This is a genomic window from Kitasatospora sp. NPDC059648 (assembly GCF_042734825.1).
Taxonomy (GTDB): domain Bacteria; phylum Actinomycetota; class Actinomycetes; order Streptomycetales; family Streptomycetaceae; genus Kitasatospora.
Genome location: NZ_JBHWDU010000054.1, coordinates 33322 through 58423 on the forward strand (window position 1 = coordinate 33322; position 25102 = coordinate 58423).

Sequence of the window (25102 nt, forward strand, 5' to 3'; positions counted from 1 at the left end):
CAGGGGCGGGCCCCCGGACGGCGGGCCGCCCCCGCGGCGGGAGGCCGGTCAGGCCGCGAGCCCGAGGGCGAGGGAGGCCGCGGCAGGGGCCAGGTAGATCAGGGGGAAGGGGATGTGGGCGTAGGCGCGGGCGCGGGCGACGGTGATCACGGCGCCGAGGAAGTAGAGGACGATGCCGACGGCGGCCGCGTAGCCGACGGCCGGGACGGCGAGGCCGACCAGCAGGCCGAGGGCGCCGGCGGCCTTGGCGACGCCGAGCCAGGTCCACCAGGCGCGCGGGACGCCGTAGTCGGCGAGCGGCCCCACGACGTAGGCGGCCCCGGCGAAGACGGAGTACGCCGAGAAGCCGACCATGAGGGCACCGAGGACGGTGACGACGATGTGGGCGACGGACATGTGAGTGCTCCCCGTTCGGTGATCGGTCGATCCGAGTCGATCGGATTCGGTCGGACACGGCACTGACCCGGGGCACCCGGCGGATGTGACAGCCGCGGACAAAAATGTTTCCGCGCCACCTCCCGAAAACCGTCAACAACCGCTCCGCCAACGAACAAAGCAGGACTGACAAGGGCGGGAAACACCAAGACTTCCTCAGGTACGGGCGTGTTGACCGCGTCCGTCCACGTCACGTCATCCAGACTGGGCGCCGACCGACGTCAACTCCGAGGAGGCCACACCTCATGAACGTCACCGTCCGGCTCGCCCAGCAGCCCGAGGCCGACGAACTGCTCGGACGGAGTGCGCTCGCCGCGCTCGTCGGCATGCTGCTGGACCAACAGGTGCCGATGGAGTGGGCGTTCACCGGCCCGTTGACCATCGCCCAGCGTCTCGGCCGGGACGACCTCGACGCCCACGAGATCGCCACCTACAGCCCGGAGGAGTTCGTCGCGCTGCTCTCCGCGAAGCCGGCCGTCCACCGCTACCCGGCCGCGATGGCCAAACGGGTGCAGCAGCTGTGCCAGTTCCTCGTCGCGCAGTACGACGGCGACGCCGCCGCGCTGTGGAAGGACACCCGCACCGGCAAGGAACTGCTCAGCCGCCTCAACGCCCTCCCCGGCTTCGGCAAGCAGAAGTCGCAGATCTTCCTGGCGCTGCTCGGCAAGCAGTACGGAGTACGGCCCGAGGGCTGGCGCGAGGCGGCCGGCGTGTACGGCGAGGAGGGCGCGCACCGCTCGGTCGCCGACATCACCGGCCCCGAATCCCTCGCCCTGGTGCGGGAGTTCAAGCAGGAGACGAAACGTGCGGCGAAGGAGGCGAAGGCCGCCGCCGCCAAGCCCCGCACCACCACCCGGACCGCCGCCGCGGCCGTCTCCGGCGCCCGTTGAACCCCCGGCCCGGGGACGGCAGCGACTACCCGCGACCGGGCACCAGCGCGTAGGCGTACCGCCCGCGGACCGACCGGGCGAAGTACCGTCCGTGGCTCTCCGCCGCGAGCAGTTCCCGGTGCACCCGCGCCGGCACGTCCGCGTACCGGTACACCGGCCCGCCGGTGAACTCCAGCTCCAGCACCCGCGCCCGCGGGTCGTACCCGACCGAGCGCAGCACCGAGGAGTCCACCGCCGTACGGTCCATGACCCTCCCAGTGTGCGACGAGGGCCCCGGCCGCGCAGCGCGACCGAGGCCCTCACCCGAAACCGGAAGCCGGAACCGAACCCGGAGCCGGAACCGTCACACCAGGACGGACTCCCGCTGGTCCGCGCCGTCCGGGGCACCGGCCTCGACCGCCGTCCCGCGCTTGCGCGGCAGCGCGAACATCAGCAGGAACACCGCCAGCAGCACCCCCGCGACCCACCACATCGCGTGTACGAACGCCCCGCCGAAGGCCGTCCCCAGCGCGTCCGGCGCGACCACGTCGTCCATCGCCCCGAAGAAGGCCACCGACACCAGTCCGAGCCCGAGCGCGTTGCCCACCTGCTGCACGGTGTTGATCAGCCCCGAGGCCGACCCGGCGTGCCGGCGCGGCACCTCGGACAGGATCGCGTCAGTGATCGGCGCGACGATCAGCCCCATCCCGAGGCCCATCACCACCAGCGGCAGCGCCATCTGCCAGGGCTCGATGCCCGTCCCGTACCGGTGCACCTCCCCGATGTAGGTGAGCACGCCCACGGCCATGACCAGCGCGCCCGCCTGGAGCACCTTGCGTCCGAACCGCGGCACCAGCTTCTGCACCGAGATCCCGGCCGCCGTGGAGACCGCGAGCGAGAACGGGATGCCGGTGGCGCCCGCCTTGAGCGGGCTCCAGCCGAGCCCGACCTGCATGTAGAGCGTCCAGACCAGGAAGAAGATGCCGAGCGCGACGCCGAAGGCCAGCTGGACGCAGATCCCGGCCGCGAAGCTCTTCACCCGGAACAGCGACAGTTCGACCAGCGGCGAGCCGTCCCGCCGCGTCTTGGCCTTCTCGTACACCACGAAGAGCACGAACACCGGCAGACTGCCGGCCATCGACAGGTAGCCCCAGAGCGGCCAGCCGGCCTCCCGGCCGTGGGTCAGCGGGTAGATCAGCATCAGCAGCCCGAGGCTGGCCAGCGCCACGCCGACCAGGTCCAGCTTGAGCGCGTGCTCGGCCCTGGACTCGTCGATGAAGCGGCGCCCGAGCAGCAGTCCGGCGATGCCGACGGGCAGGTTGATCAGGAAGATCGGCCGCCATTCGAGGCCCAGCAGGTCCCACTCGGTGAGCAGCGCGCCGATCATCGGACCGGACACCGCGCCCAGCCCGACCACCGCGCCGAACATCCCGAAGACCTTGCCGCGCTCCTCCGCCGGGAAGGTCGCGTGGACGATCGACAGCACCTGCGGCACCATCAGGGCCGCCGTCCCGCCCTGCAGGATACGCATCGCGACCAGCATCTCCGGGCCGGAGGCCAGCCCGCACAGCGCCGAGGCCAGCGTGAAGCCGCCGATGCCGATCAGGAACAGCCGCTTGCGGCCGTGGATGTCACCGAGCCGCCCGCCGGTGATCAGCCCGATCGCGAAGGCCAGGGCGTAGCCGCCGGTGACCCACTGGATGGCGCCGAAGGAGGCCCCGGTGTCCTGCTGGATGCTCGGGATGGCGATGTTGACGATGGTGACGTCCACCAGGTCCATGAAGGAGGCGACCATCACGATCGCCAGCGCGATCCACCTCCGCCGGTCGGCTCCCGCCGTACTCATTCCGTTCTCCTCACTCGTCCGCTGCTGCACCTCCGGAACGGTACGGGCCATGTAGGTCAGATCCTGTCCCACTTCCTCGGGCATGCTGGAGGGCATGAGCGATACGCCGGCCCGGCTGCTGAACCTGCTGTCCCTGCTGCAGACCCCGCGCGAGTGGCCCGGCAGCGAACTCGCCGAGCGGCTCGGCGTCAGCCCGCGCACCATCCGCCGGGACATCGACCGGCTGCGCGACCTCGGCTACCCGGTGCAGGCCACCATGGGCGCGGTCGGCGGCTACCGGCTCGTCGCGGGCACCGCGATGCCGCCGCTGCTGCTGGACGACGAGGAGGCGGTGGCCATCGCCGTCGGACTGCGGGCGGCCGCCGGGCACGCGGTGGTCGGCATCGAGGAGGCCTCGGTACGGGCGCTCGGCAAGCTGCTCCAGGTGCTGCCGGGCCGGCTGCGGCACCGGGTGGGCACCCTGAACACGGCCACCGTGCCGCTGCTCACCGGGGACGGCCCGACCGTCGACCCGGAGGCCCTGACCCTGCTCGCCGGCGCCGTCACCAACCACGAGCGGCTGCGCTTCGCCTACCGGGCCCGCAACGGCGCCGAGACCCGGCGCAACGTCGAGCCCGAGCGGCTCGTCTCGACCGGCCGCCGCTGGTACCTGATCGGCTACGACCTGGACCGGTGCGACTGGCGGCTCTTCCGGGTCGACCGGATCACCGAACCGTTCGCCACCGGCGCCCGCTTCACCCCGCGCCCGCTCCCGGCCGAGGACGCCGCCGTGTTCGTGGCGAGCCGGCTGCGCCGCCACTCACCGACCCACACGATGGTGGCCACCGTCCACCGCCCCGCGGCCGAGGTCGACGGCTGGATGCCCTGGACCGGCGACTACGAGATCGAACCGATCGACGACCACAGCTGCCGCCTGCGCTCCCGGGCCGACTCCCTGAAGTGGCTGGCGGCCGGACTGCTGATGCTGGACTGCGACTTCGAGGTGCACGAGCCCCCGGAGCTGCGCGAGCAGCTGCGCACGATCGCGGCCAGGGCCGACCGCGCGGCGAACCGGGCGGGTTGAGCCGGGGAAGTCGAGCCGGGGGCCGCCGTGGAGACGGCGGGCCCCGGCGGGAAGGGGGCTCAGACCCCGTACTCGGCCGTCAGCAGCGCCCGCCCGAGGGTGTGGAAGGTGAGGTTGAAGCCGATCTGGGCGGCCGGGGTGCCGGCGTCGACGTCCAGCTTCTCCACGTCCAGCGCGTGCACCGCGAACACGTACCGGTGCGGGGCCCCGGGCGGCGGGGCGGCGCCGTCGTACTTGTTGTCCGGGAAGTCGTTGCGCCCGTGGAAGGAGGCCGCGCCCGGCAGGGCCTCGTCCGAGGAGCCGGCGCCGCGCGGCAGTTCGGCGGTGTCGGCGGGCAGGTTGAGGGCCAGCCAGTGCCACCAGCCGGAGCCGGTCGGCGCGTCCGGGTCGTAGCAGGTGACGGCGATGCTCCGGGTGCCCTCCGGCAGGCCCGACCAGGCCAGGTGCGGCGAGAGGTTGCCGCCGCCGTGGATGAACTCCTGGCCCAGCGTGCCGCCTTCGGTGATGTCCCGGCTGCTCAGCTCGAAGGACGGCACCTGCGGCAGGAACTCGTACGGCAACGGCGGACGAACACTCATGGGTGCACCTCTCACGGTCGGAATGACACGGATCACTGTAATGGGGTGCACGACCGATCCGGCCGCCCCCTACAGTCGAGTCCATGGCCTCGGAACGCACCAGCAGCACGGCGAGCACGCTCGATCCCGCCACGATGATCGCGGACGCCCGTCGGGCGCTCTTCACCATGGTCGGGGTACTGGCCGCGATCTGGCTGATCCAGCTGGTGAACTGGATGGACGACTACGACCTCGGCCGCCGCTTCGGCGTGGTCCCGCAGGACGTGACCAGGCTGCCGAACGTCGTCACCGCGCCCTTCCTGCACTGGAACTGGGCCCACCTGGAGGCCAACTCGGGCCCGCTGTTCGTCTTCGGATTCCTGGCGGCCTACCGCGGGGTGAAGAAGTTCCTCGGCCTGACCGTGCTGCTCGCCCTGACCAGCGAGCTGACGGCCTGGGTCTTCGACCCGCCGAACACCGTCGGCGCGGGCGCCAGCGGCGTGGTGTTCGGCTACTTCGGCTACGTCGTGCTGCGCGGCATCATCGACCGCAACCTGATCGACACCCTGATCGGCGTGGTGCTCGGCGCCTCCTACGCCTACATGGTCACCAGCGCCCTGCCCGGGGTCGCCCCGGGCATCAGCTGGGCGGCCCACCTGGGCGGCCTGATCGGCGGCCTGGCCGGGGCCTGGATCTTCCGCAACCGGGCCCCGCGCCCGGCCCCCGCCAAGGCCGCGACCGGTATCGGAACCGGGACCGGGACCGCCACCTCCACCCCCGGCGGTCCCAACGCCGCCCTGCTCAAGGAGCTGGACGACCTGGGCCTCTGACCCGACCGGGCGCATCAGGTATAGACCATTTCCGCCCCTCCGGCTAGCGTGAACGACGCACCCGCCCCCAGCTCCGGAGCCGCACCGTGGAGTCGTCCGTCCTCGCCTTCGCCACCGACCTGCTCGACGAGGGCGCCGACACCTTCTTCGGCAACCTCACCGAACGGGCCGGCGTCGGCGGCGTCACCCTGGCCGCCGTCTACCACGGGGCCCGCGACGTCTTCCCGCACAACCCCCGCCGGGTGATCCGCTACCTGGAGCCCGGCGCCGCGTACTTCCGCCCCGACCCGGGCCGCTGGGCGGGCCGCCGCCTCGCCCCCGTCCCGTCCAGCGCGATCGGCGAGCGCGACCCGTTCGCCGAGGCCGCTGCCGAGGCCGGCCGCCGCGGCCTCAAGCTGCACGCCTGGACGGTCTTCTGCCACAACGACCGGCTCGGGTTCGCCCACCCCGACTGCGCCCCGGCCAACGCCTTCGGCGACCGCCACCTGACCGAGCTCTGCCCGGCCCACCCCGAGGTCCGCGAGTACGCGCTGACCCTGGTCGACGAACTCGCCCGGTACGGCGTGGACGCGATCCGCGCCGAGTCCCTGCACTTCCACGGCCTGCGCCACGGCTACCACCACGAGCGCTACTTCGAGGAGCTGGGCCCGACCGCCGAGGCCCTGCTCGGCGTCTGCTTCTGCCCGCACTGCCGCGCCGCCGCCACCCGCGCGGGCGTCCCCGCCGAGCGGGTCGCCGAGGCCGTCCGGACCGAACTGCGCCGCCGCCTGGCCGACCAGGAGGCCGCCGCCGAACCCGCCGATCTGAGCGCCCTCGCCGACGGCGCCTTCGCCGCCTACGTGGACGCCTCCGCCGCCACCGTCACCTCGCTCGCCGCCGAACTCGCCGAACGGGCCCGCCACCACGGCATGCGGTTGAGCTTCATGGACGGCGGCGGCCCCGGGAGGGGCTGGCTGTCCGGCATCGACCTGCCCGCCCTCGCCCGGGCCACCGACCGGATCGAGACCCTCGGTTACGCCGGGAGCGCGGAGGCCGTCCGGGAGAAGCTCGCCGCCTTCGCCCTGCACGGAGTCCGCCCGGAGCGGATGGCGGTGATCCTGCGTCCGATGGCCGCGGACTGCGACGGCCCGGAGAACCTCGCCGCCAAGATCGCCGTCCTGCGCGGACTCGGCGTCCCCGAGGTCGAGTTCTACCACTACGGCCTGATGCGGCTGTCCTCCCTCGACCGGATCGGCACCGCCCTCGGGAGCTGACCCACCGCCGCCCCCCGGACGTCCCGGACAGGCTGCGCGAGATCTCCTGCCCGAGCTGCAAGCGATCTCCCGGACGGTCCTCGGGCGGCAGCGGAGGTCATACGCGCTCCTGGACGGGATCGGAGACCGGAAGCACGACCTGAAACCGGCCGCGACCGGGTGATGTTCACGACATTTCCCATCAAACAGCCTCAATCACCCACTCGCAGCTCACAACCGTGCGCGTGGCGCCCCCTCGGCTGCTGGGCCATCCGCCGTCCGAACGGTAGGCTTTCCGTGTGATCTTCAAGCGCATCGGCAATGGGCGGCCGTACCCGGATCACGGCCGGACGAGCACCCGCCAGTGGGCTGACGTCGCCCCGCGTCCGGTGCGGCTCGACCAGCTGGTGACCACCAAGGGCCAACTCGACCTGGAAACCCTGCTGGCCGAGGACTCGACCTTCTACGGGGACCTCTTCGCCCACGTGGTGAAGTGGCACGGCGACCTCTATCTGGAGGACGGGCTGCACCGGGCCGTACGGGCCGCGCTGCAGCAGCGCCAGGTGCTGCACGCCCGTGTCCTCGAAATGGACTGACGGCCGCACGTCGACCTCACCGGACCGCCCCCTCGCCACCCGGCGGTGGGCGGTCCGCGCGTACCCGGGTACCTCCTTTCGGGTACCGGCGGTACTCCAGATGATGATCGTTTAGTACCTTCGCAGCTGTCCGGCACTACGCTGCTGACTACGGCCGCGACCAGGGGATCCGCCCGCACCAGGGGACGCCCCTGCCCGGCCGACCCGTCATCCGACCCCACCCCGGCACGAGGGGGAGACAAACCGTGAGCATGTTGACTCCCCAAGGCCTCAAGGGGAAGCAGTACCGCGTCACCGGCAACGCCTATCCGCGGCTGGGCCGGCCACCGAGGAAGAGTCGCAAGGTGATCGCCATGCTCGCGGCCCTGCTCGCCCTGGCCCTGATCGGCCTCGGCGGCGTGCAGCTGTACGACATCTTCCACGGCAGGTCCGGGAACGCCTCCGCGCAGGCCTGTGCCGACCAGTCCGGCAAGCCGCTGGCCGCCCCGACCCCGGGCGCCACCCCCGGTGCTCCCGCGGCCTCCGGCGGCCCGGCCGCCGCGGTGGACCCGCACGCCGTCCCCGCGCCCACGGCCGTCACGGTGAACGTCTACAACGCCACCACCAAGGCCGGGTTGGCCGGGCGGACCGCCGAGGAGTTCAAGAAGCGCGGCTTCGTCATCGGCAAGGTCGGCAACGCGCCCGCCGAGCTGGACAAGAAGGTGCCCGGCACCGCCCAGGTGATCGCCGGCCCGACCGGCGCCGCCGCAGGCACCCTGGTGAGCTCCCAGATCGCCGGCGCCACCGTCACCGCGGACGCCCGCACCGACGCCAGCGTGGACTTCGTGATCGGCGACAGTTACAACGCCCTGCTGGACGAGAACCAGGCGGCCGCCGCCCTCGCCCTGGCCACCAAGCCCTCCCCCACCCCGAGCGCCACCGGCAGCTGCTGACCGTACGACAGCAGAACGGAGCCCCCGGCCGAAGGGCCGGGGGCTCTCGGACGTTCGGAAGGGTCAGCCGGCCGTGCCGTACAGCCGGTCGCCCGCGTCGCCCAGGCCGGGAACGATGTAGCCGTTCTCGTTCAGCCGCTCGTCCAGCGCGGCGGTGACCACGGTGACCGGCAGGTCGGCCAGCTCGCGCTTCATCACCTCGACGCCCTCCGGCGCGGCCAGCAGCACCACGGCGGTGACGTCGGTGGCCCCGCGCTCGATCAGCATCCTGATCGCCGCGACCAGGGTGCCGCCGGTGGCCAGCATCGGGTCGAGCACGTAGACCTGGCGGCCGGACAGGTCGTCGGGCATTCGGGTGGCGTACGTGGAGGCCTCCAGGGTCTCCTCGTTGCGCACCATGCCGAGGAAGCCGACCTCGGCGGTCGGCAGCAGGCGGGTCATCCCGTCCAGCATGCCGAGACCGGCCCGCAGGATCGGCACGACCAGCGGACGCGGGTAGCTGAGCCGGGTGCCGAGCGTGACCGCCACGGGGGTGGTGATCTCCACCTCGTCGGTGCGGACGTCCCGGGTGGCCTCGTAGGCGAGGAGGGTCACCAGCTCGTCGGTCAGGCGACGGAAGGTCGGCGAGTCGGTGCGCTCGTCGCGCAGGGTGGAGAGCTTGTGGGCGACCAGGGGGTGGTCGACGACGTGGAGACGCATGTACCGAGGTTAGCCCGGTCCTGGACGCCTGTACGACACGCCGTGCCAGGCCGCCCACCGGCCGCGGTCACCTTTCCGTGACACGCCGTGACGCAGGGCGGATGTCCGGACAGAACCGGCTCCTGTGGTATCAACCCGGCCGTTCTGGGAATGTCACGTCTCATGACGAGCAACCCGAAGGCCGGGGACGGCTCGGCGGAGGAGCCCGTCGGCGGGGCGGCGCTTCGCGCCGGCCCTCCGCAGGACCCCCCGGAGACCGAGTCGGAGCGCCGCAGGCGGCGGGCCGTCTTCCTGCGCGAGCTCACCGAGGCCCGTGAGCTGAGGGAGCGGGTCCAGCCCCGGCGGACCAAGGAACGCCGGATGCGCGAAGCGATGCGGATGCGAACCTTCCGTATCTGACCCGGGTCCGGCCCGGCTCCCGCACCCCGCGACCCCGACCCCCGGCCGGCCCGTCGGCGGTCCGACAGGCGTTCGGGCCAAATTTCGACCGCCTTCGGCGGGCGCGGCCCGGCTCCGCCGTCCGTCGCCCGGCCCTTCCGACACGACCTGCAAAGACGCGCTGCCGAACACCCCCCGCAAGGGCGGGCTTTCTGTCACGATTCCGATGGGACGGTCCGAACAAGCGGACCGCCTCTGGCGCGGGGGCGGCCAGTTTTTCGCGTCGCCCGAGCGCGCCGACAGCCGAGACCGATGATCTTGGGAGTGTCCCTGGTGGCGTACTTCGCTGCAGTGCTTGCTCGCACCGAGGACGGGTGGGATGTGAGCGAGACGGAGCTCGACGACGTCGAAACGCTGGCCGATCTGACCGACCTGGCCCGCGAGTCCGCGCAGGACGACGACAGCGTCCTGATCTTCATCGAACAGGAGGACGCCTGGTTCGCCATCGTCCGGGTGGACGGTGAGGACGACCCGCGGATCTTCGTGTCGGACGGCGCCGCCGCCGCCCGCAGCTCCTACGGCTCCGTCCTCACCGACGAGCTGGTCGACCAGGCCGGCGAGAGCGAGTTCGGCGACCTCGACCACCTGCTGGACGAGGAGGCCGAGGCCGAGGAGCAGGACGACGAGGACGCGGACGGCCGTGGCGGCGTCCCGGTCGGCCCGTTGGGCGACGCCCATCTGCTCACCGAGTTCGGTCTGGCCGCCGACGAGCTGCTCGCCCTCAGCGGCGAGGGCGCGGTGCCGGGTGACGCCCTGGAGGAGATCGCCGAGGCCCTGGGCTGCGGCGAGGTACTTGAGGCGGTCCGGTAGCGGCACCGGTCAGGCCGGTGTCCGCCACCGGATGCCCGACACTGGATGCCATGCAGCCCGCATCCACCCCGCTGACCGTCCCGCACGTCCCCCCGCTGCCCGCCCCCGTCCGCCCCGACCCGGTCCGCGACCGCTGGGCGGCGCCGATGCGCCTCGCCATCGCCGAGGCCGCCCTGGCGCCGGCCACCGGGGACGTCCCGGTCGGGGCGCTCGTCCTGGGCCCCGACGGCGAGGTGCTCGGGCGCGGCCACAACGAGCGCGAGGCGGTCGGCGACCCGACCGCGCACGCCGAGGTGGTCGCGATCCGGCAGGCCGCCGAGAAGACCGGGGAGTGGCGGCTCAGCGGCTGCACCCTGGTGGTCACCCTGGAGCCCTGCACGATGTGCGCCGGCGCCATCGTGCTGTCCCGGATCGACCGGGTGGTCTACGGCGCCCTCGACGAGAAGGCCGGCGCGGCCGGCTCGCTCTTCGACGTGATGCGCGACCGCCGGCTCAACCACCGGCCCGAGGTGATCTGGGGCGTCCTCGCCCAGGAGTGCGGCGAGCAGCTGCGCGCCTTCTTCGACACCCACCGCTGACCCCTCCGGGCGCCGCCCTCGGACACGGATTTCGTGACCGCGCCACCCGTCCGGTAGAGTTCCCCTCGGTAGCGTGTCCGAGCGGCCAAAGGAGCACGCCTCGAAAGCGTGTGTGGGGGCAACTCCACCGTGGGTTCGAATCCCACCGCTACCGCTGGAAAGCCCGAGGGCCCGTCCGATCCGGACGGGCCCTCGGCGTTTCCGCGCACCCTCGGACGCGGAAAGGGCCCCGCACTCCGGGCCGGTGACCACCACGGCCCGGCTGGTACGGAGCCTGGAGGGGGGAGCGGCTCGGGGGACTCACCGCTCCCCCGGCGGAGTCCCACAACCGGTGCCGCGTCAGGGGGGCGGAGCCGCGACGACCGGTCCCACAGCGGGGATCTCCGGATCCACGCGCCGGGGGTTCCTGCCAGACCCTCGGCACGCCCTCCATCCTGCCGTCCGGCCGACGGCCGGACACCCGGAGAAGGGCCCCACTCCCGGGGACCTTCGTCCCGCCGGACGAACGCGGCGCACACTTGATAGCCCGTCCGGTGGATAAGCTGCCCTGCAGGGCCGCTCGGGGACCCGGATGACGGCGGCCCACCGCAGGGAGGAAGGTCACGATGGCGCAGGCGAAGAAGATCGGCATGGCCCTCCTGCTCATCTTCGTGCTCTACTCGATCATCACCTCACCGGCCCGGTCCGCCGAACTCGTCCAGCTGGGCTTCGAGGGCATCTCGAACGCGGCCAAGGCGGTCGGCACCTTCATGACCGGTCTGATCAAGTAAGGAGCGGCCATCGTGATCCGCCACCTCGTCCTGTTCAAGCTCAACGAGGGCGTCGCCAGGGACGACCGGCGCGTGCTCGCCGGCGACAAGGCGTTCGCCGAACTCGGCTCGTTGATCCCCGAGCTGCGCGAGTGGGAGTGCGGCTGGAACACCACCGAGCGCGACATCGCGTACGACTACGCGATCAACAGCCTGGTCGAGGACCGCGAGTCCCTCCAGGCCTACCTGACCCACCCCGCCCACCAGGCGGCGGCCGGCCAGTGGCGCGAGTTCGCCACCTGGGTGATCGCCGACATCGAGGTCTGATCCCCGCCCGGCCGTCCCCCGGACGGCCCGCTTCGCCCCGCCCGGTGTCCGGGCGGGGCGTTCTGCTCTGTCCGGGAACGACCCGTGCGGCGCCTCGCCGACGGGCGCCGGTCAGGTCGGGCCCCTCACCAACACACCTCCACCGGGTGCTTGCCCGACCTGCGCCCACCTTGTGATGCTATGACCGGTTTTGCCGGACATGGCGAGGTGTGAACCAGCCCCGACACCCGATCCGCAGGGCCCGCCGTTGTCGACTTTGGGAGGGGTGACGTGTCCGTGGACGAGGTGCTGGCTGCGATCATCAGCCCGGCCGGCGAGCTCCGCCCGGACGGGCTGCGCGGCCCCGGGGGCCGGCCCGCCGTGGACGTCCGGACGCTCACCCGGGTGCTGTTCGAGCGGCTCTCCGAGCTGCCCCCGGACGCCCCCGAGCGGGAGCGGGTCCGGGCCGCGCTGATCGAGGTGAACATCCCGCTGGTCCGCTACGCGGCCACCCGCTTCCGCAGCCGCAGCGAGCCGATGGAGGACGTCGTCCAGGTCGGCACCATCGGCCTGATCAACGCGATCGACCGCTTCGACCCGACCCGGGGCGTCCAGTTCCCCACCTACGCGCTGCCGACCATCCTGGGCGAGATCAAGCGCTACTTCCGGGACAACGTCCGCACCATGCACGTCCCGCGCCGGCTCCAGGAGCTGTGGGTGCAGGTCAGCGGCGCCATGGAGGAGCTGACGGTGCTGCACGGGCGGGCCCCCAAGGTGCCCGAGATCGCCGCCAGCCTGCGGATCCCCGAGGAGGACGTCCGGGCCTGCCTGGACGCCGGGCGCGCCTACAACGCGGCCTCCCTGGAGGCCGCCCAGGAGCACGAGGGCGGCCTCGCCCTGCTGGACCGGCTCGGTTACGAGGACTCCGCGCTGGCCGAGGTCGAGCACCGCGACATGGTCCGCCACCTGCTGGTCCAGCTCCCCGAACGGGAGCGGCGGATCGTGATGCTGCGATTCTTCGCCAACCTCACCCAGTCGCAGATCAGCACCGAGCTGGGGATGTCCCAGATGCACGTGTCCCGACTGCTCTCCCGCATCCTGACGAGGCTTCGGACCGGCAACTCCTGGGAAGAGTGAGATTGCAGCGCGTTACCCCGGCGTGACGTCTTGCGACGTTCGGGTTTGCCGTGGACCGTGTTCCGGTATGGAGGGGGGTGGGCCCCTGCCGGGAACCTCCGCGCGACGGCCCCCGTTCAACTGTCAGTCACAAGGGGGTGGGCGCATGTCCGGAGAGCTGGGCACTGCGGAGATCCACGCTGGTCAGGCCGAGGGCACGACGGTCGCCGAGGACCGGATCCCGCTCCAACGGGCCGGCTCCGGGGCACCGGCCGAGGCACCGCCCGGCTCCGGGCTGGACACCCGGACGCTCTCCCGCTCGCTGTTCCTGCGGCTGGCCGCGCTGGCCCCTGGCAGCGAGGAGCACACCTACGTCCGCGACACCCTGATCGAGCTCAACCTGCCGCTGGTCCGGTACGCCTCGGCGCGCTTCCGCAGCCGCAACGAGCCGATGGAGGACATCGTCCAGGTGGGCACCATCGGCCTGATCAAGGCGATCGACCGCTTCGACCCGGAGCGCGGGGTGGAGTTCCCCACCTTCGCGATGCCGACCGTGGTCGGCGAGATCAAGCGCTTCTTCCGGGACACCAGTTGGTCGGTCCGGGTGCCGCGCCGGCTCCAGGAGCTGCGGCTGGCGCTCACCAAGGCCGGGGACGAGCTGTCCCAGCGGCTGGACCGCTCGCCCACCGTCGCCGAGCTGGCCGCCTGCCTCGGCGTCAGCGAGGAGGACGTGGTCGAGGGCCTCGCGGTGGGCAACGCCTACACCGCCAGCTCGCTGGACTCCAGCCCCGGCGAGGAGGACAGCGAGGGCCCGCTGGCCGACCGGCTCGGCTACGAGGACCTCGCGCTGGAGGGCGTGGAGTACCGGGAGTCGCTCAAGCCGCTGCTGGCCAAGCTGCCGCCGCGCGAGCGCCGGATCATCATGCTGCGGTTCTTCGGCAACCTCACCCAGTCGCAGATCGGCGAGGAGATCGGGATCTCCCAGATGCACGTCTCCCGGCTGCTCACGCGGACGCTCACCCAGCTCCGCGAGGGGCTGATCAGCGAGGGCTGACCGCCGCCGGGCTCACCCCGCGGCGCCGTCCAGCAGGTTGGCGCGCAGCCCGTCCAGCACGTCCTCGTCCAGCCCGAGCCCCTCCCGCCAGAAGGCGTCGAAGCCGCTCCAGCCGGCCTCGACCTCCGCGAAGGCCGCGTCCAGGTAGCCGCGGTCGGCCCGGAACACCGGCAGGAGGAGCTCGGGCTCGCGCATCAGGCCCCGGCTGCCGAAGTCCGCCAGCACCCGTTCGACCACGGCGGCGGAGCGCTCGTTGGTGAGCAGGTAGTCGGCGGACACGGTCTCGCGCTCCACGCCCAGGGCGGTCAGCACCAGCGCGGCCGCCCAGCCGGTGCGGTCCTTGCCGGCCGAGCAGTGGAACAGCAACGGCACGCCGCCCGGAGCGGCCAGCAGCCGCAGCAGGGCGGCGAAGCGCTCGCGGGCCACCGGATCGGTGACGAACCAGCGGTAGAGGCCGGTCATCATGGCGGCCGCCCGGCCGTTGCCGAGCAGGCTGCGCTGCTTGCGCGCGCTGCGGTCGGAGAGGGCGCCGCGCAGCGTCGCGCTGATGTCGAAGTCCACCGCCAGCAAGGGGAGATGGTGGGTCGCGACGCCGTCCGGCAACCGGTCCGGACCGGCTTCACGGATCTCGTCGGAGCTGCGCAGGTCGACCACCGCGCGCAGGCCGAGCGCGCCCAGCGGGTCGAGGTCCTCGGCGGTGACGCGGTTCAGGCCGTCACTGCGCAGGACCACGCCGCCGCGCACCACCCGCCCTCCGGCCGTCCGGTAGCCGCCCAGATCCCGGGCGTTGACCGCACCGCGCAGGCCGAGGCTGCGGCCGACCAGGACCGCCCGCTCCGGCTCCGTGAGCACATTCCGTACGTCCCCGATTCGCTCGGATGCGATCCGACCATCGGTCACCCGCGAGCCTCCATTGCATATTCGGACTGTCACATGGCACAGCGGTGCCCGATATTGCATGAACCTGCCCATTGGAGCGGCAAGATGTGCAAGAGTGTCTGCCGCAACGACGACAGTGTAGGTGCCCCACGGATCCGTGTGAGCAGCACAGTCGGTAACCAGCGGTAGCAGTCGGCTTCCGGTTTTTCATTTTCAATTCATTATTTGCGCGGGCGGTCCGGTTGCGGTCACAATCAGCGCCTCCATGGCTTCACCATGAACGTTGGTAACAGGTTCGCTGCACTCTCGCCCAATTGGTCCCTCGCACCGTCGACCCTCGACCAGGATGGGCGCCGGGCAGCCTGCTGCCCGCGAACAGCTACACGGGCAGGCGAGCGCCGAGCAGCGCGGCGCCTGACCCAAGGGGAGGATCAGACATGGGTCACACGACCCGAAGAGTTGCCGCTTGCGCAGCGGCAGTTCTGCTGGCCAGCGGCCTGCAGACCACCCTGGCCCACGGCGACACCACGCCGCCCAGGATCGACCTCACCGTCCTGGTCATCGACGACGGGGGTCCGTCCGTCGCGGCGATCACCGCCGAGCTGAAGAGCCAGGGCACGCCGTACAAGGTCGTCAGCCTCAATGACCCCAACCGCCCCGTCATCAACTCGGCTTTCCTGAGCGACACGGTGAACGGGCTCCCCCGGGGCAAGTACCAGGGCATCGTGCTGCCCAACGAAAACCCCTTCCCGAACAGCGCCGCCGAGATGACGGCGATCGCCACGTACGAAGCCGCTTTCAACGTCCGGCAGATCGACGCCTACACCTGGGCCAGTCCGGCGGTCGGACTGAACTACGCCCAGAATCCGGGATTCGTCGGGACCCTCGACGGATTCCAGGCGGCCACCACCACGGCCGGGACTTCCGGTCCGTTCGGGTACCTCAAGGGCAACGTCCCGTTCGAGGACAACGACCCGAACGTCAGCGAGAGTTACGGCTACCTGGCGACCCCGCTCGCCAACCTGCCGTCCGGTGCGTCCTTCGTCCCGCTGGTCGACGCGGCGATACCGAACACGACCAGCCGCGGCTCGCTGGTCGGCGAGTACACCCACGACGGCCGCAAGGAGCTGGTCGTCACCTTCGTCTACAACCAGTACCAGCAGCAGTACCGGCTGCTGGCCCGCGGCATGGTCGACTGGATCACCCAGGGCGTCCACCTCGGCTACGACCGCAACTACTTCGCCACGCACGTGGACGACGTTCTGCTGGCCGACGACCGCTGGGACACCGTGCTCAAGTGCACCCCCGGTGACGTCACCTGCCCGCCCGGCACCCCGGACAGCACCAACCCGATCCGGATGACCCAGGCGGACGCGCAGTACCTCAGGCAGTGGCAGACCGCCAACAACTTCACGCTGGACATGGTGTTCAACGGCGGCGGCAGCGAGGACTGGAAGTCCGACCACCAGACCACGGTGGACCCGACCGCCAACCAGCTGATCACCGACCAGAACAGCTACCGCTGGGTCAACCACACCTACACCCACCCCTACCTGGGCTGCGTGCAGGACGTCAGCGTGGTGCCGTGGAAGTGCACCAAGGACGCCGCGGGCAACACCGTCTGGACCGACCAGAACACCATCTCCACCCAGATCAAGCAGAACTTCGACTGGGCCACCGCCAACGGCCTCAAGGTCGACCCGCAGGTGCTCGTCACCGGTGAGCACTCGGGTCTGCTCACCGCCCCGCAGGAGACCAGCGACAACCCGAACCTGGCGCCGGCGCTGGCCGCCAACGGCATCAAGTTCACCGGCAGCGACGCCTCCCGCGAGCCCGCCCAGCGGGCCGTCGGCTCGTCCACGCTGACCGTGCCGCGGTACCCGATGAACGTCTTCTACAACGCCGGTTCGGCGAAGGAGGAGACCGACGAGTACAACTGGATCTACACCAGCAAGGCCAACGGCGGCAGCGGCGTCTGCGAGAACAACGCCAACTCCACCTGCCTGCCCGCGCCGCTGGACACCAGCACCGGCTACCAGTCGTACATCGTGCCGCTGGAGGCCCGGATCGACCTCGGCCACGTGCTGAGCAACGACCCGCGCCCGCACTTCGTGCACCAGTCGAACCTCTCCGAGGACCGGATCCTGTACCCGGTGCTGGAGAAGGTCCTCGGCACCTACCGCTCGCTCTACGCCGACAGCACCCCGATCGTGAACCTCGGCGAGCGCGAGACCGGCCAGGAGTTCCAGAAGCGCGCGGCGTGGAACAACGCCCTCGCCTCGGGCCAGGTCACCGCCTACCGGATCGGCAACACCGTCACCGTCAGCGCGCCGGCCGGTGTTCAGATCCAGGCCACCATGCCGACCGGAACTGCTCAGAAGATGGCCATCGGTACGGCCGCCTTCGGTTCGGCCTACGCCGGTACGCTCTCGGGCTGGGCGTCCCCGGCCGCCCTGCAGAGCAGCGTCACCCTGCAGATCCCGTCCGCCGCCGCGCCGGCCGCCCCGGCCGCCGTCGCGCCGAGCGTCGCGGCCAAGTCCGTGCCGGCACCGGCGCCGGCGGACAAGAAGGTCGTGCCGCAGGGCGTCGCCACCCCCGTCCCGGCGGGCCCTGGCGACACCACCCGCAAGCCCGCCGCCAAGTCCCTCGTGCCCGGCAGCGGAATCGCGGTGCCCGGCAAGGACGCCGTCAAGGGCAACGGCGCCCAGCACTCCGGCAAGCGGTAACCCGTAACACCCCTTGGCGGGGTCGGGCCGGGCGACCGGCCCGGCCCCGCCACGGCTCCCGCTCCGGCCACCCAGGCCGGACAAACGACGCAAGAACAGGAGGGGGGACAGGAGATGCGCGTCACCCTGCTCACCGAGGGGACGTACCCGCACCAGCACGGCGGCGTGAGCGTCTGGTGCGACCAGCTCGTTCAGGGCATGCCGGACGTCGACTTCGACATCATCGCCGTCACCGGGACCGGCCAGGAAGCACTGGCCTGGGAGCTGCCCGCCAACGTGCGGTCGGTCACCACCGCACCGCTGTGGGGCCCCGCCTCGGAGGCCCGACCGCCGCGCGGCAAGGAGATGCGGCGCTTCCTCAACGCGTACGAGCGCTTCCTGCACTCCATCCTCGACCCGGTCTACACCACCCACTTCGGCACCGAGCTGTACGGCTTCGCCGACCTCGCCCGGCGCGGGCTCCTCAGCCCGGCGCTGCGCAGCGAGCGCGCCCTGCGCACCCTCCAGCACGTGTGGACCCGCGACTACCTGCCCACCGCGGTGTCCCGGCCCACCCTGCACGACGCGCTGAACGCCACGGACCTGCTGGAGCACGCGCTGCGGCCGCTCTCGGTCGACCCGCCCACCGACGGCGTCGCCCACGCGGCCAGCGGCGGCCTCGCCACCCTGCCCGGGCTGATCGCCGCCCAGCAGTACGGCGTACCGTTCCTGCTCACCGAGCACGGCATCTACCTGCGCGAGCGCTACCTCGGCTACCGCACCGGGCCGTACCGCTGGCCGGTCAAGGCGCTGCTGCTCGGCTTCTACCGGATGCTCGCCGAGGAGAGCTACCGGCGGGCCGCGCTGGTCACCCCCGGCAACCGGTACAACCGGCGCTGGGAGGAGCGCGGCGGCACCCCCTCCACCCACATCCGCACCGTCTACAACGGCGTTGACCCGGCCGCCTTCCCGCCCGCCGGCCCCGAGCCCGAGACGCCGACCCTCAGCTGGGCCGGCCGGGTCGACCCGATCAAGGACCTGGAGACGCTGATCCGGGCCTTCGCCATCGTCCACCGAGAGATCCCCGAGGCGCGGCTGCGGCTCTTCGGGGGCACCCCCAAGGGCGGCGAGGCGTACCGGGACGGCTGCATAGCCCTGGCCGCCGAGCTCGGCGTAGCCGACTCGGTGGCCTTCGAGGGCCGCGTCGCCGACATCACCGACGCGTACGCGGCGGGCAACGTGGTGATGCTCTCCAGCATCAGCGAAGGCTTCCCGTTCACCCTGATCGAGGCCATGTCCTGCGGCCGCGCGACGGTCTCGACCGACGTCGGCGGCGTGCGCGAGGCGGTCGGCGACACCGGACTGGTCGTCCCTCCGCGCGAGCCCGAGCCGATGGCCGCCGCCGCGATCGAGCTGCTGCGCGACCCCGCGCGGCGCGCCCGGCTCGGCGAGGGGGCCCGGCTGCGGGTCATCGAACAGTTCACGCTCCGCCAGAACATCGACGGCTTCCGGGGCATCTACACCGAGCTCCTGGGCACCTCCCGCTGGATGCCCGGCGGAGTGGTCGCCGTCACCGACCAGGTCCCCAGCCCCGACTGGGAACCGCAGCTGTCCGTCGCCCGCAGCGAGGTGGGTGCGTGAGCGAGCGAAGCGAGCGAGCCCTCAACAGGTGCGCGTCCCGCGAAGCGGCCGCCGAGCGCAGCGAGGTGGGTGCATGAGCGAGCGAAGCGAGCGAGCCCTCAACAGGTGCGCGTCCCGCGAAGCGGCCGCCGAGCGCAGCGAGGTGGGTGCATGAGCGGTCCGATCCGTCTCGTTCCGGACGAGGGCGGCACCGAGCGGACGATGCAGCTGCGCACCCTGCCGATGAAGCGCCGCCGCCCCGCCCCGCCCGTCGAGCCCGACCCCGCGGAGCAGCTCGGCCTCTCCGACGACCCGCTGGACGAGCTCGCCGAGCGCCTGCACGACATCTGCGCCGACGCCGTCCACCCGTACGAGATCGCGGCCTTCCTGGAGTCCGACGGCCTCTCCGACGAGCAGGCCGCCCTGCTGTACGGCCGCCCCGACGCCTTCACCGTCGCCGAGGAGCTGTTCGAGAAGGTCGAGCGCCGCTACCCCGGCCAGAGCTCCGAGTTCGCCAATCCCTGGCGGGCCGACCCCTGGCGCTGCGTGGTGCGCGGCCTGGTGTTCGCCCTGCCCGGGCTCGGCTACCTGCTGGGCGCCAACCTGTTCGCGACCACCCGGATGCGCTTCGGCCTGCCCTCGGGCATGCTCGCGCTGTCCATCGCCACGCTGGTCAGCTGGGGCTTCAACCAGGCGCTGGCGCACCGCGCGTACCGCTGGCTGGGCCGGCTGCGCCGCCGGGAGGCCGCGGTCTGCCTGGCGATCGGCGCGCCGATCGGCGCGCTGCTGGCCTCCGGTGCCGCGTACGTGGTCGGCGGGCCGCTCGGCGCCCTGTGGTTCGCCGCCGGACAGTCCTGCTACCTGGGCGCGGCCACCGCGCTGCTGGTGCTCGGGCGGGAGAAGTTCCTGCTGCTGGCGCTCGCTCCGGCCTCGGTCGGCGCGGGCGTGGTGCTGGCGGTCGACGTCCCGGAGTCGGTCCGTACGGTGGTGCTGCTCGCCTCGGTGGCACTGGCGGTCGGCCTGGCCGTCCGGGAGCTGCTGGTCGCGGCCCGCGGCGGGGAACGGGACGGCGTGGAACTCAAACTGCCGATCCGCCAGGAGGTCCCGCACCTGCTGTTCGGGCTGGCCTGCGGCGCGCTCACGCTGATCGCCGGCCTCGGCGAGACCATCCACCAGGCCGTGCACGCCGCCTCCCACGTGGTGCACGCCCACCCCGGGCACACCCGCCCCGTGGCCGACGTGAAGACCACCCCGACCGGTCCCGCCATGATCGCGCTGACGCTCAGTCTCGGCCTCGCCGAGTGGCTGCTGTTCCGCTACCGGGCGATGGCCGTGGCCGCGCTGCGCACCAGCCACACCACCGGGCAGTTCACCCGCCGCACCGGCGGGATCCTGCTCGGCTGCCTGTTCATCTACCTCACCACCGTGGCCGCGCTGGACGCCGCCGCGACCGTGCTGTGGCCGGGCGCCCCGTCGCTCGGCGTGCCGCAGCTCGGCGCGATGCTGCTCCTGGGCGGCTCGCTCTGGCTGGCGCTGCTGCTGAACGCCTTCGGGTTCAGCTGGAGCACCGCCCTCATCTGTCTGGCCGCCGCGATCGCCGAGAGCGTCGGGCTGCTGACCGGTGCGGACCCGATCGTCCTGCAGCTCATCGGCTGCGGGGCGGCCGCACTCGTCCTCACCGCCACCGCCGGGCCCGCGCTCGGCCGCACCACCCAACACCGCTGACACCTCAGCTCCGCTGAGGGCCAGCCTCCACCGAGAACACCATCGGCCGGTTGTCACGGGACGCCCGGCCGCTCCCGAAATCGAGAAAGCGAATCCGCATGAGCAGCGTCGCGGTTACCGGAGCCGAGGGCTTCATCGGCTCCCACCTCGTCGAGACCCTGGTCGCCGACGGGCACCACGTCCGCGCGATGGTCCAGTACAACTCCTTCTCCTCCTTCGGCTGGCTGGAGACCCTGTCCCCGGAGGTGCTGGACTCGGTCGAGATCGTCCTCGGCGACGTCCGGGACCCGGGCTCGGTCAACGGCCTGGTCAAGGGCACCGAGGCGGTCTACCACCTGGCCGCCCTGATCGCGATCCCGTACTCCTACCGCGCCCCCCACTCGTACGTGGACACCAACGTCACCGGCACCCTGAACGTGCTGGAGGCGGTGCGCCACCTGGAGATCCCGCGCCTGGTGCACACCTCCACCAGCGAGACCTACGGCACCGCGCAGACCGTGCCGATCACCGAGGACCACCCGATCAACACCCAGTCCCCGTACGCCGCCTCCAAGGCCGGCGGGGACCGGCTGGCCGACAGCTACCACGCGAGCTTCGAGACCCCGGTCGTCACCCTGCGTCCGTTCAACACCTTCGGCCCGCGCCAGTCGATGCGCGCCGTCATCCCGACCGTGATCGCCCAGGTGGCGGCCGGCCAGACCGAGATCACCCTCGGCGACCTCCGCCCGACCCGCGACTTCATGTTCGTCAAGGACACCGCCAACGCCTTCCGCACGGTGGGCACCGCCCCCGCCGAGACGGTGGTCGGCCGGACCTTCAACGCCGGCACCGGCGGCGAGATCTCGGTCGGCGACCTGGTCACCCTGGTGGGCAAGCTGATGGGCGTCGACCTGCTGGTGAAGGAGGACGAGCAGCGCATCCGTCCGACCAACTCCGAGGTCATGCGCCTGGTCGCGGACGCCACCCGGCTGCGCGAGGCCACCGGCTGGGCGCCGCTGTTCAGCCTGGAGCAGGGCCTGGAGCAGACCATCGAGTTCTTCCGCGACCCGGCCAACCTGGCTCGCTACAAGACCGACATCTACAACGTCTGACCGTCGTAACGATCGTGCCCGTCCTGGTATCCGGGGTTCGTGTCCTACACATCCTTTCCGTGGGGGAAACACCATGCACGCAGTGATCCTGGCCGGCGGTAAGGGCGTCCGCCTCCGCCCGTACACCACCGCGCTTCCCAAGCCGCTCGTTCCGATCGGCGACCAGCACGCGATCCTGGAGATCGTGATGCGCCAGCTCGCCGCAGCGGGCTTCAAGACCGTCACCCTGGCCATCGGCCACCTCGGCCACATCATCCGCGCCTACGTCGGCAACGGCTCGCAGTGGGGCCTGCGGGTCGGCTACGCCGTCGAGGACAGCCCGCTCGGCACGATGGGCCCGCTGCTCACCATGCAGGACCGGCTGCCGGAGCACTTCCTGGTGATGAACGGCGACATCCTGACCGACCTGGACTTCGCCGGGGTGCTCCGGCACCACGAGGCGTCCGGCGCCCCGCTGACCATCGCGACCTACGCCCGCCAGGTGAAGATCGACTTCGGGGTGCTGACCACCGACTCCGGCACCATCACCGGCTTCCAGGAGAAGCCCCGCATCGACTACCGGGTCTCGATGGGCGTGTACGGCGTCTCCCGCGCGGCGCTCGCCAAGTACACCCCCGGCCTGCCGCTGGGCTTCGACGAGCTGGTGCTCGACCTGCTGGCCGCCGACACCCCGCCCGCCGCCTACGACTTCGGCGGCTACTGGCTGGACATCGGCCGCCCGGACGACTACGACCGGGCGAACGCCGAGTTCTCGTCGATCCGCCCGGTCCTGATGCCCTTCGAGTCGGCCGCCACCGTGCCGGGCGTCGCGGAGCTGCCGCTCCCGGCCGCCCGCACCGCCCCGGACGACGCGGCCGAGGAACCCGCCGCCGCGGGTGCCGAGAGTGACGGACGGGCCGCGTGAGGATCCTGCTGCTCGGCGGCGACGGCTTCCTGGGCCGTCACGCCTCCGCCGTCCTGCGGTCGCTGCCCGGGGCCACCGTGCTGACCGCGGGCCGGCGGCCCGCTCACGATCTCCGGCTGGACCTGGGCACCGCCCAGGCCGGCCCGCTCGGTGAGGAACTGGCCGCGCTGGCCCCCGACGCGGTGGTCAACTTCGCCGGCGCGGTGGCCGGCAGCGCGGTCAAGCTCGCCGAGGTGAACGCCCGCGGTCCGGCGGTGCTCTGCGAGGCGCTCGCCCTGGGCGCCCCGAAGGCCCGGCTGGTGCACATCGGTTCGGCCGGCGAGTACGGCGTCTGCGCGGAGGGCGAGTCCCTCACCGAGCACGCCGACGCCCGTCCGGTCGGCGTGTACGGCGCGACCAAGCTGGCCGGCTCCCTCGCGGTCGCGGGCTCCCCGCTGGACGCGGTGGTGCTGCGGGTGTTCAACCCGGTCGGCCCGGGCGCCCCGGCGGGCTCGCTGCCCGGCCGGCTGGCGGCCGAGCTGCGCCGGGTGGCGCCCGAGGGCGCCGACGGCGTGGTCACGGTCGGGGACCTCTCCGCCTACCGGGACTTCGTGGACGCCCGGGACGTCGCCGAGGCAGTCGGCCTGGCCGTCGCCGCCGAGCGTCCGCTCCCCCGGGTGCTCAACCTCGCCTCCGGGCGGGCCCAGCCGGTCCGGGCGATCGCCGACGGCCTGGTCGCGGCGTCCGGCTTCACCGGCCGGATCGACGAGAGCGGGGCGGGCTCCGAGCGCTCGGCCGGGGTCTCCTGGCAGCAGGCCGACGTGTCGGCCGCCGCCCGGGAGCTCGGCTGGCGCCCGGAGACGGCCCTCACCGACACCCTGCGCGACCTGTGGCTCGACACCGCCGGGCCCACGTCGACCCCGGTGGTCGCATGACCGCCGGGACCACCCCCGACGGCCGCCTGCTGGTGCCGCTGTACGTCCACCCCGCGGTGGACCCGGCGGCCTGGCGGGCGGTCGCCGCCGCCGACCCCGCCCGCATCGCCGCCGTGGTGATCAACCTCGCGGACGGTCCGGGCGAGGTGCCGGACCACGTCTTCGCCGACGCCGCCGAGGAACTCCGTGCGGCCGGGCTGCCGTTGGTCGGCTACGCCGACACCGACTACGGCCGCAGGCCGCACGCGGCCGTCGTCGCCGACGTCCTGACGTACCGACAGCGGCACGGCATCACCGGCGTGTACCTCGACCAGGTCGCCACCCACCCGGGTGCGCTGGCGCACTACCGGCGGCTCGCGACCGCCGCCCGGGCGGCCGGCTGCGGCACCGTGGTGTTCGGCCACGGCGAGCACCCCGACCCGGGCTACGCCGAGGTCGGCCTCGCCGACCTGCTGGTCACCTTCGAGGGCGACTGGGACACGTACCGCGCGATGACCCTGCCGCTGTGGACCGGCCGCCACGCGGCCTCCCGCTTCTGCCACCTGGTCTACGACGTCCCGGCCGAGTCCGCCCAGGACGCCTCCGCACTGATCGCCGCCCGGCGAGCCGGCGTCGGCTGTGCCGTACCGGGCGCCGGCGAGAACCCCTGGCGCACCCTGCCCCACGGCCTCACCGCCGCTGAACTGACCTGACCCGATCCGGAGTTCGACTACCGTGAACCGCCGCACCCGGCTGCTGCCGGCCGCCATAGCCTTCGCCACCGTCACCGCACTGCTGGTCAGCTCGTGCAGCAGCTCGGGCTCGGAGGACGACCAGGACTCGGCCGACGGCACCCCGAGCAACTCGCCAGCGGCCACCGCGCCGAGCACCCCCGGCGACGGCTCCACCACCCCCGGCACACCCGGCGCCACCGGCACCACCCCGGCCCCGGGGACCACCACCGCCCCGGGCACCACGACCCCGCCCGGCGCCACCGCCCAGCCCTCCGCCGGCACCCGCTGGCAGCCCACCCCGGGCCTGGCCTGGCAGTGGCAGCTCGGCGGCGGCCCCGTCGACCAGTCGGTGGACGTACCGGTCTACGACATCGACGGCTTCGAGAACGACGCCTCGGTGGTCGCCGCGCTGCACGCCAAGGGCCGCAAGGTGATCTGCTA

Annotated in this window: 26 protein-coding genes, 1 tRNA gene and 1 pseudogene; 22 read left to right on the forward strand and 6 right to left on the reverse strand. The window is 72.4% G+C overall.

What is annotated here, in order from left to right; all coding sequences use genetic code 11:
- Nucleotides 1-48: 48 nt before the first annotated feature.
- The gene (locus ACFV1W_RS26775; RefSeq protein ID WP_380419793.1) at nt 49-396 is read right to left on the reverse strand and encodes a DoxX family protein; all 348 of its coding nucleotides are present in this window, start codon (nt 394-396) and stop codon (nt 49-51) included.
- A gap of 284 nt (nt 397-680) precedes the next feature.
- Here ACFV1W_RS26775 and ACFV1W_RS26780 point away from each other — a divergent pair, with 284 nt between their 5' ends.
- Complete coding sequence (locus ACFV1W_RS26780; protein WP_380419794.1) at nt 681-1325, forward strand: HhH-GPD-type base excision DNA repair protein; 645 nt, start codon at nt 681-683, stop codon at nt 1323-1325.
- Between the two features lie 25 nt (nt 1326-1350).
- Here ACFV1W_RS26780 and ACFV1W_RS26785 read toward each other — a convergent pair whose 3' ends face one another.
- Nucleotides 1351-1572 carry a KTSC domain-containing protein gene (locus tag ACFV1W_RS26785; protein WP_380419795.1) on the reverse strand — a complete coding sequence of 74 codons (222 nt, stop codon included), beginning with the start codon at nt 1570-1572 and terminating at the stop codon, nt 1351-1353.
- A 96-nt stretch (nt 1573-1668) separates the two neighbouring features.
- Nucleotides 1669-3150: an MFS transporter gene (locus ACFV1W_RS26790; RefSeq protein ID WP_380419796.1), complete on the reverse strand. Its 1482-nt coding sequence runs from the start codon at nt 3148-3150 to the stop codon at nt 1669-1671.
- A 94-nt stretch (nt 3151-3244) separates the two neighbouring features.
- Here ACFV1W_RS26790 and ACFV1W_RS26795 point away from each other — a divergent pair, with 94 nt between their 5' ends.
- Nucleotides 3245-4213 (forward strand): helix-turn-helix transcriptional regulator, encoded by a 969-nt coding sequence (locus tag ACFV1W_RS26795; protein ID WP_380419797.1) that lies wholly within the window; start codon nt 3245-3247, stop codon nt 4211-4213.
- 59 nt (nt 4214-4272) lie between these two features.
- On the opposite strand, the gene ACFV1W_RS26800 is transcribed toward ACFV1W_RS26795, so the two are convergent.
- A complete protein-coding gene (locus tag ACFV1W_RS26800; RefSeq protein WP_380419798.1) occupies nt 4273-4791 on the reverse strand; it encodes a YbhB/YbcL family Raf kinase inhibitor-like protein in 519 nt (172 codons plus the stop codon).
- An 83-nt stretch (nt 4792-4874) separates the two neighbouring features.
- On the opposite strand from ACFV1W_RS26800, the gene ACFV1W_RS26805 reads away from it, so the two are divergent.
- The 4 genes from ACFV1W_RS26805 to ACFV1W_RS26820 all read left to right on the forward strand — a co-directional run bounded on the left by ACFV1W_RS26805 (nt 4875) and on the right by ACFV1W_RS26820 (nt 8360).
- Complete coding sequence (locus ACFV1W_RS26805; protein ID WP_380419799.1) at nt 4875-5600, forward strand: rhomboid family intramembrane serine protease; 726 nt, start codon at nt 4875-4877, stop codon at nt 5598-5600.
- A gap of 86 nt (nt 5601-5686) precedes the next feature.
- Nucleotides 5687-6853 (forward strand): hypothetical protein, encoded by a 1167-nt coding sequence (locus tag ACFV1W_RS26810; RefSeq protein WP_380419800.1) that lies wholly within the window; start codon nt 5687-5689, stop codon nt 6851-6853.
- Between the two features lie 278 nt (nt 6854-7131).
- The gene (locus ACFV1W_RS26815; RefSeq protein ID WP_030273186.1) at nt 7132-7428 is read left to right on the forward strand and encodes a type II toxin-antitoxin system VapB family antitoxin; all 297 of its coding nucleotides are present in this window, start codon (nt 7132-7134) and stop codon (nt 7426-7428) included.
- Nucleotides 7429-7679: 251 nt separating this feature from the next.
- Complete coding sequence (locus ACFV1W_RS26820) at nt 7680-8360, forward strand: LytR C-terminal domain-containing protein (RefSeq protein WP_380419814.1); 681 nt, start codon at nt 7680-7682, stop codon at nt 8358-8360.
- Nucleotides 8361-8423: 63 nt separating this feature from the next.
- Here the strand turns inward: ACFV1W_RS26820 and upp are convergent, their stop codons facing one another.
- Nucleotides 8424-9059: a uracil phosphoribosyltransferase gene (gene upp, locus ACFV1W_RS26825; RefSeq protein ID WP_030278500.1), complete on the reverse strand. Its 636-nt coding sequence runs from the start codon at nt 9057-9059 to the stop codon at nt 8424-8426.
- Nucleotides 9060-9221: 162 nt separating this feature from the next.
- Between upp and ACFV1W_RS26830 the strand changes: the two genes are divergently transcribed.
- From ACFV1W_RS26830 to ACFV1W_RS26865, 8 genes are all read left to right on the forward strand, one after another.
- Nucleotides 9222-9458, forward strand: coding sequence for a hypothetical protein (locus tag ACFV1W_RS26830; protein ID WP_380419801.1), 237 nt, complete (start codon nt 9222-9224; stop codon nt 9456-9458).
- Between the two features lie 291 nt (nt 9459-9749).
- Nucleotides 9750-10307, forward strand: a complete 558-nt coding sequence (locus ACFV1W_RS26835) for a tRNA adenosine deaminase-associated protein (RefSeq protein ID WP_380419802.1) — start codon at nt 9750-9752, stop codon at nt 10305-10307.
- Between the two features lie 50 nt (nt 10308-10357).
- Nucleotides 10358-10885 (forward strand): tRNA adenosine(34) deaminase TadA, encoded by a 528-nt coding sequence (gene tadA, locus ACFV1W_RS26840; RefSeq protein ID WP_380419803.1) that lies wholly within the window; start codon nt 10358-10360, stop codon nt 10883-10885.
- Between the two features lie 67 nt (nt 10886-10952).
- Nucleotides 10953-11039, forward strand: a tRNA-Ser gene (locus tag ACFV1W_RS26845).
- Nucleotides 11040-11490: 451 nt separating this feature from the next.
- Nucleotides 11491-11655 (forward strand): hypothetical protein, encoded by a 165-nt coding sequence (locus ACFV1W_RS26850; protein ID WP_188304848.1) that lies wholly within the window; start codon nt 11491-11493, stop codon nt 11653-11655.
- A gap of 12 nt (nt 11656-11667) precedes the next feature.
- Complete coding sequence (locus tag ACFV1W_RS26855; RefSeq protein ID WP_380419804.1) at nt 11668-11961, forward strand: Dabb family protein; 294 nt, start codon at nt 11668-11670, stop codon at nt 11959-11961.
- Between the two features lie 276 nt (nt 11962-12237).
- Nucleotides 12238-13077 (forward strand): RNA polymerase sigma factor SigF, encoded by an 840-nt coding sequence (locus ACFV1W_RS26860; protein ID WP_030278490.1) that lies wholly within the window; start codon nt 12238-12240, stop codon nt 13075-13077.
- A gap of 145 nt (nt 13078-13222) precedes the next feature.
- Nucleotides 13223-14110 (forward strand): RNA polymerase sigma factor SigF, encoded by an 888-nt coding sequence (locus tag ACFV1W_RS26865; protein WP_380419805.1) that lies wholly within the window; start codon nt 13223-13225, stop codon nt 14108-14110.
- A 12-nt stretch (nt 14111-14122) separates the two neighbouring features.
- Here the strand turns inward: ACFV1W_RS26865 and ACFV1W_RS26870 are convergent, their stop codons facing one another.
- Nucleotides 14123-14962: a tyrosine-protein phosphatase gene (locus ACFV1W_RS26870; RefSeq protein WP_380419806.1), complete on the reverse strand. Its 840-nt coding sequence runs from the start codon at nt 14960-14962 to the stop codon at nt 14123-14125.
- 464 nt (nt 14963-15426) lie between these two features.
- On the opposite strand from ACFV1W_RS26870, the gene ACFV1W_RS26875 reads away from it, so the two are divergent.
- The 8 genes and pseudogenes from ACFV1W_RS26875 to ACFV1W_RS26910 form a co-directional block, all read left to right on the forward strand.
- Nucleotides 15427-17715, forward strand: coding sequence for a hypothetical protein (locus tag ACFV1W_RS26875; RefSeq protein WP_380419807.1), 2289 nt, complete (start codon nt 15427-15429; stop codon nt 17713-17715).
- Between the two features lie 114 nt (nt 17716-17829).
- Entirely contained in the window at nt 17830-19335 is a 1506-nt protein-coding gene (pelF, locus tag ACFV1W_RS26880; protein ID WP_380419808.1) for a GT4 family glycosyltransferase PelF, read from the forward strand.
- Nucleotides 19336-19485: 150 nt separating this feature from the next.
- On the forward strand, nt 19486-21039 hold the full coding sequence (locus tag ACFV1W_RS26885) for a hypothetical protein (protein ID WP_380419809.1): 1554 nt from the start codon (nt 19486-19488) through the stop codon (nt 21037-21039).
- A gap of 98 nt (nt 21040-21137) precedes the next feature.
- Nucleotides 21138-22130 (forward strand): SDR family NAD(P)-dependent oxidoreductase, encoded by a 993-nt coding sequence (locus ACFV1W_RS26890; RefSeq protein ID WP_030278478.1) that lies wholly within the window; start codon nt 21138-21140, stop codon nt 22128-22130.
- 73 nt (nt 22131-22203) lie between these two features.
- Nucleotides 22204-22905, forward strand: a pseudogene (locus ACFV1W_RS26895) (NDP-sugar synthase); the annotation flags it as partial.
- 125 nt (nt 22906-23030) lie between these two features.
- Entirely contained in the window at nt 23031-23948 is a 918-nt protein-coding gene (locus ACFV1W_RS26900) for an NAD-dependent epimerase/dehydratase family protein (protein ID WP_380419810.1), read from the forward strand.
- A complete protein-coding gene (locus ACFV1W_RS26905; RefSeq protein WP_380419811.1) occupies nt 23945-24640 on the forward strand; it encodes a spherulation-specific family 4 protein in 696 nt (231 codons plus the stop codon). The genes ACFV1W_RS26900 and ACFV1W_RS26905 overlap by 4 nt, the downstream gene beginning before the upstream one ends.
- 22 nt (nt 24641-24662) lie before the next feature.
- On the forward strand, nt 24663-25102 hold a 440-nt coding region (locus ACFV1W_RS26910), incomplete at its 3' end, for an endo alpha-1,4 polygalactosaminidase (RefSeq protein WP_380419812.1).

Excerpts from the sequence above, each read along its gene's own strand:
- ACFV1W_RS26775 (WP_380419793.1), bottom strand. The coding sequence starts at position 396 with ATGTCCGTCGCCCACATCGTCGTCACCGTCCTCGGTGCCCTCATGGTC.
- ACFV1W_RS26780 (WP_380419794.1), top strand. The coding sequence starts at position 681 with ATGAACGTCACCGTCCGGCTCGCCCAGCAGCCCGAGGCCGACGAACTG.
- ACFV1W_RS26785 (WP_380419795.1), bottom strand. The coding sequence starts at position 1,572 with ATGGACCGTACGGCGGTGGACTCCTCGGTGCTGCGCTCGGTCGGGTAC.
- ACFV1W_RS26790 (WP_380419796.1), bottom strand. The coding sequence starts at position 3,150 with ATGAGTACGGCGGGAGCCGACCGGCGGAGGTGGATCGCGCTGGCGATC.
- ACFV1W_RS26795 (WP_380419797.1), top strand. The coding sequence starts at position 3,245 with ATGAGCGATACGCCGGCCCGGCTGCTGAACCTGCTGTCCCTGCTGCAG.
- ACFV1W_RS26800 (WP_380419798.1), bottom strand. The coding sequence starts at position 4,791 with ATGAGTGTTCGTCCGCCGTTGCCGTACGAGTTCCTGCCGCAGGTGCCG.
- ACFV1W_RS26805 (WP_380419799.1), top strand. The coding sequence starts at position 4,875 with ATGGCCTCGGAACGCACCAGCAGCACGGCGAGCACGCTCGATCCCGCC.
- ACFV1W_RS26820 (WP_380419814.1), top strand. The coding sequence starts at position 7,680 with ATGTTGACTCCCCAAGGCCTCAAGGGGAAGCAGTACCGCGTCACCGGC.
- upp (WP_030278500.1), bottom strand. The coding sequence starts at position 9,059 with ATGCGTCTCCACGTCGTCGACCACCCCCTGGTCGCCCACAAGCTCTCC.
- ACFV1W_RS26830 (WP_380419801.1), top strand. The coding sequence starts at position 9,222 with ATGACGAGCAACCCGAAGGCCGGGGACGGCTCGGCGGAGGAGCCCGTC.
- ACFV1W_RS26835 (WP_380419802.1), top strand. The coding sequence starts at position 9,750 with ATGATCTTGGGAGTGTCCCTGGTGGCGTACTTCGCTGCAGTGCTTGCT.
- tadA (WP_380419803.1), top strand. The coding sequence starts at position 10,358 with ATGCAGCCCGCATCCACCCCGCTGACCGTCCCGCACGTCCCCCCGCTG.
- ACFV1W_RS26850 (WP_188304848.1), top strand. The coding sequence starts at position 11,491 with ATGGCGCAGGCGAAGAAGATCGGCATGGCCCTCCTGCTCATCTTCGTG.
- ACFV1W_RS26865 (WP_380419805.1), top strand. The coding sequence starts at position 13,223 with ATGTCCGGAGAGCTGGGCACTGCGGAGATCCACGCTGGTCAGGCCGAG.
- ACFV1W_RS26875 (WP_380419807.1), top strand. The coding sequence starts at position 15,427 with ATGGGTCACACGACCCGAAGAGTTGCCGCTTGCGCAGCGGCAGTTCTG.
- pelF (WP_380419808.1), top strand. The coding sequence starts at position 17,830 with ATGCGCGTCACCCTGCTCACCGAGGGGACGTACCCGCACCAGCACGGC.
- ACFV1W_RS26885 (WP_380419809.1), top strand. The coding sequence starts at position 19,486 with ATGAGCGGTCCGATCCGTCTCGTTCCGGACGAGGGCGGCACCGAGCGG.
- ACFV1W_RS26890 (WP_030278478.1), top strand. The coding sequence starts at position 21,138 with ATGAGCAGCGTCGCGGTTACCGGAGCCGAGGGCTTCATCGGCTCCCAC.
- ACFV1W_RS26905 (WP_380419811.1), top strand. The coding sequence starts at position 23,945 with ATGACCGCCGGGACCACCCCCGACGGCCGCCTGCTGGTGCCGCTGTAC.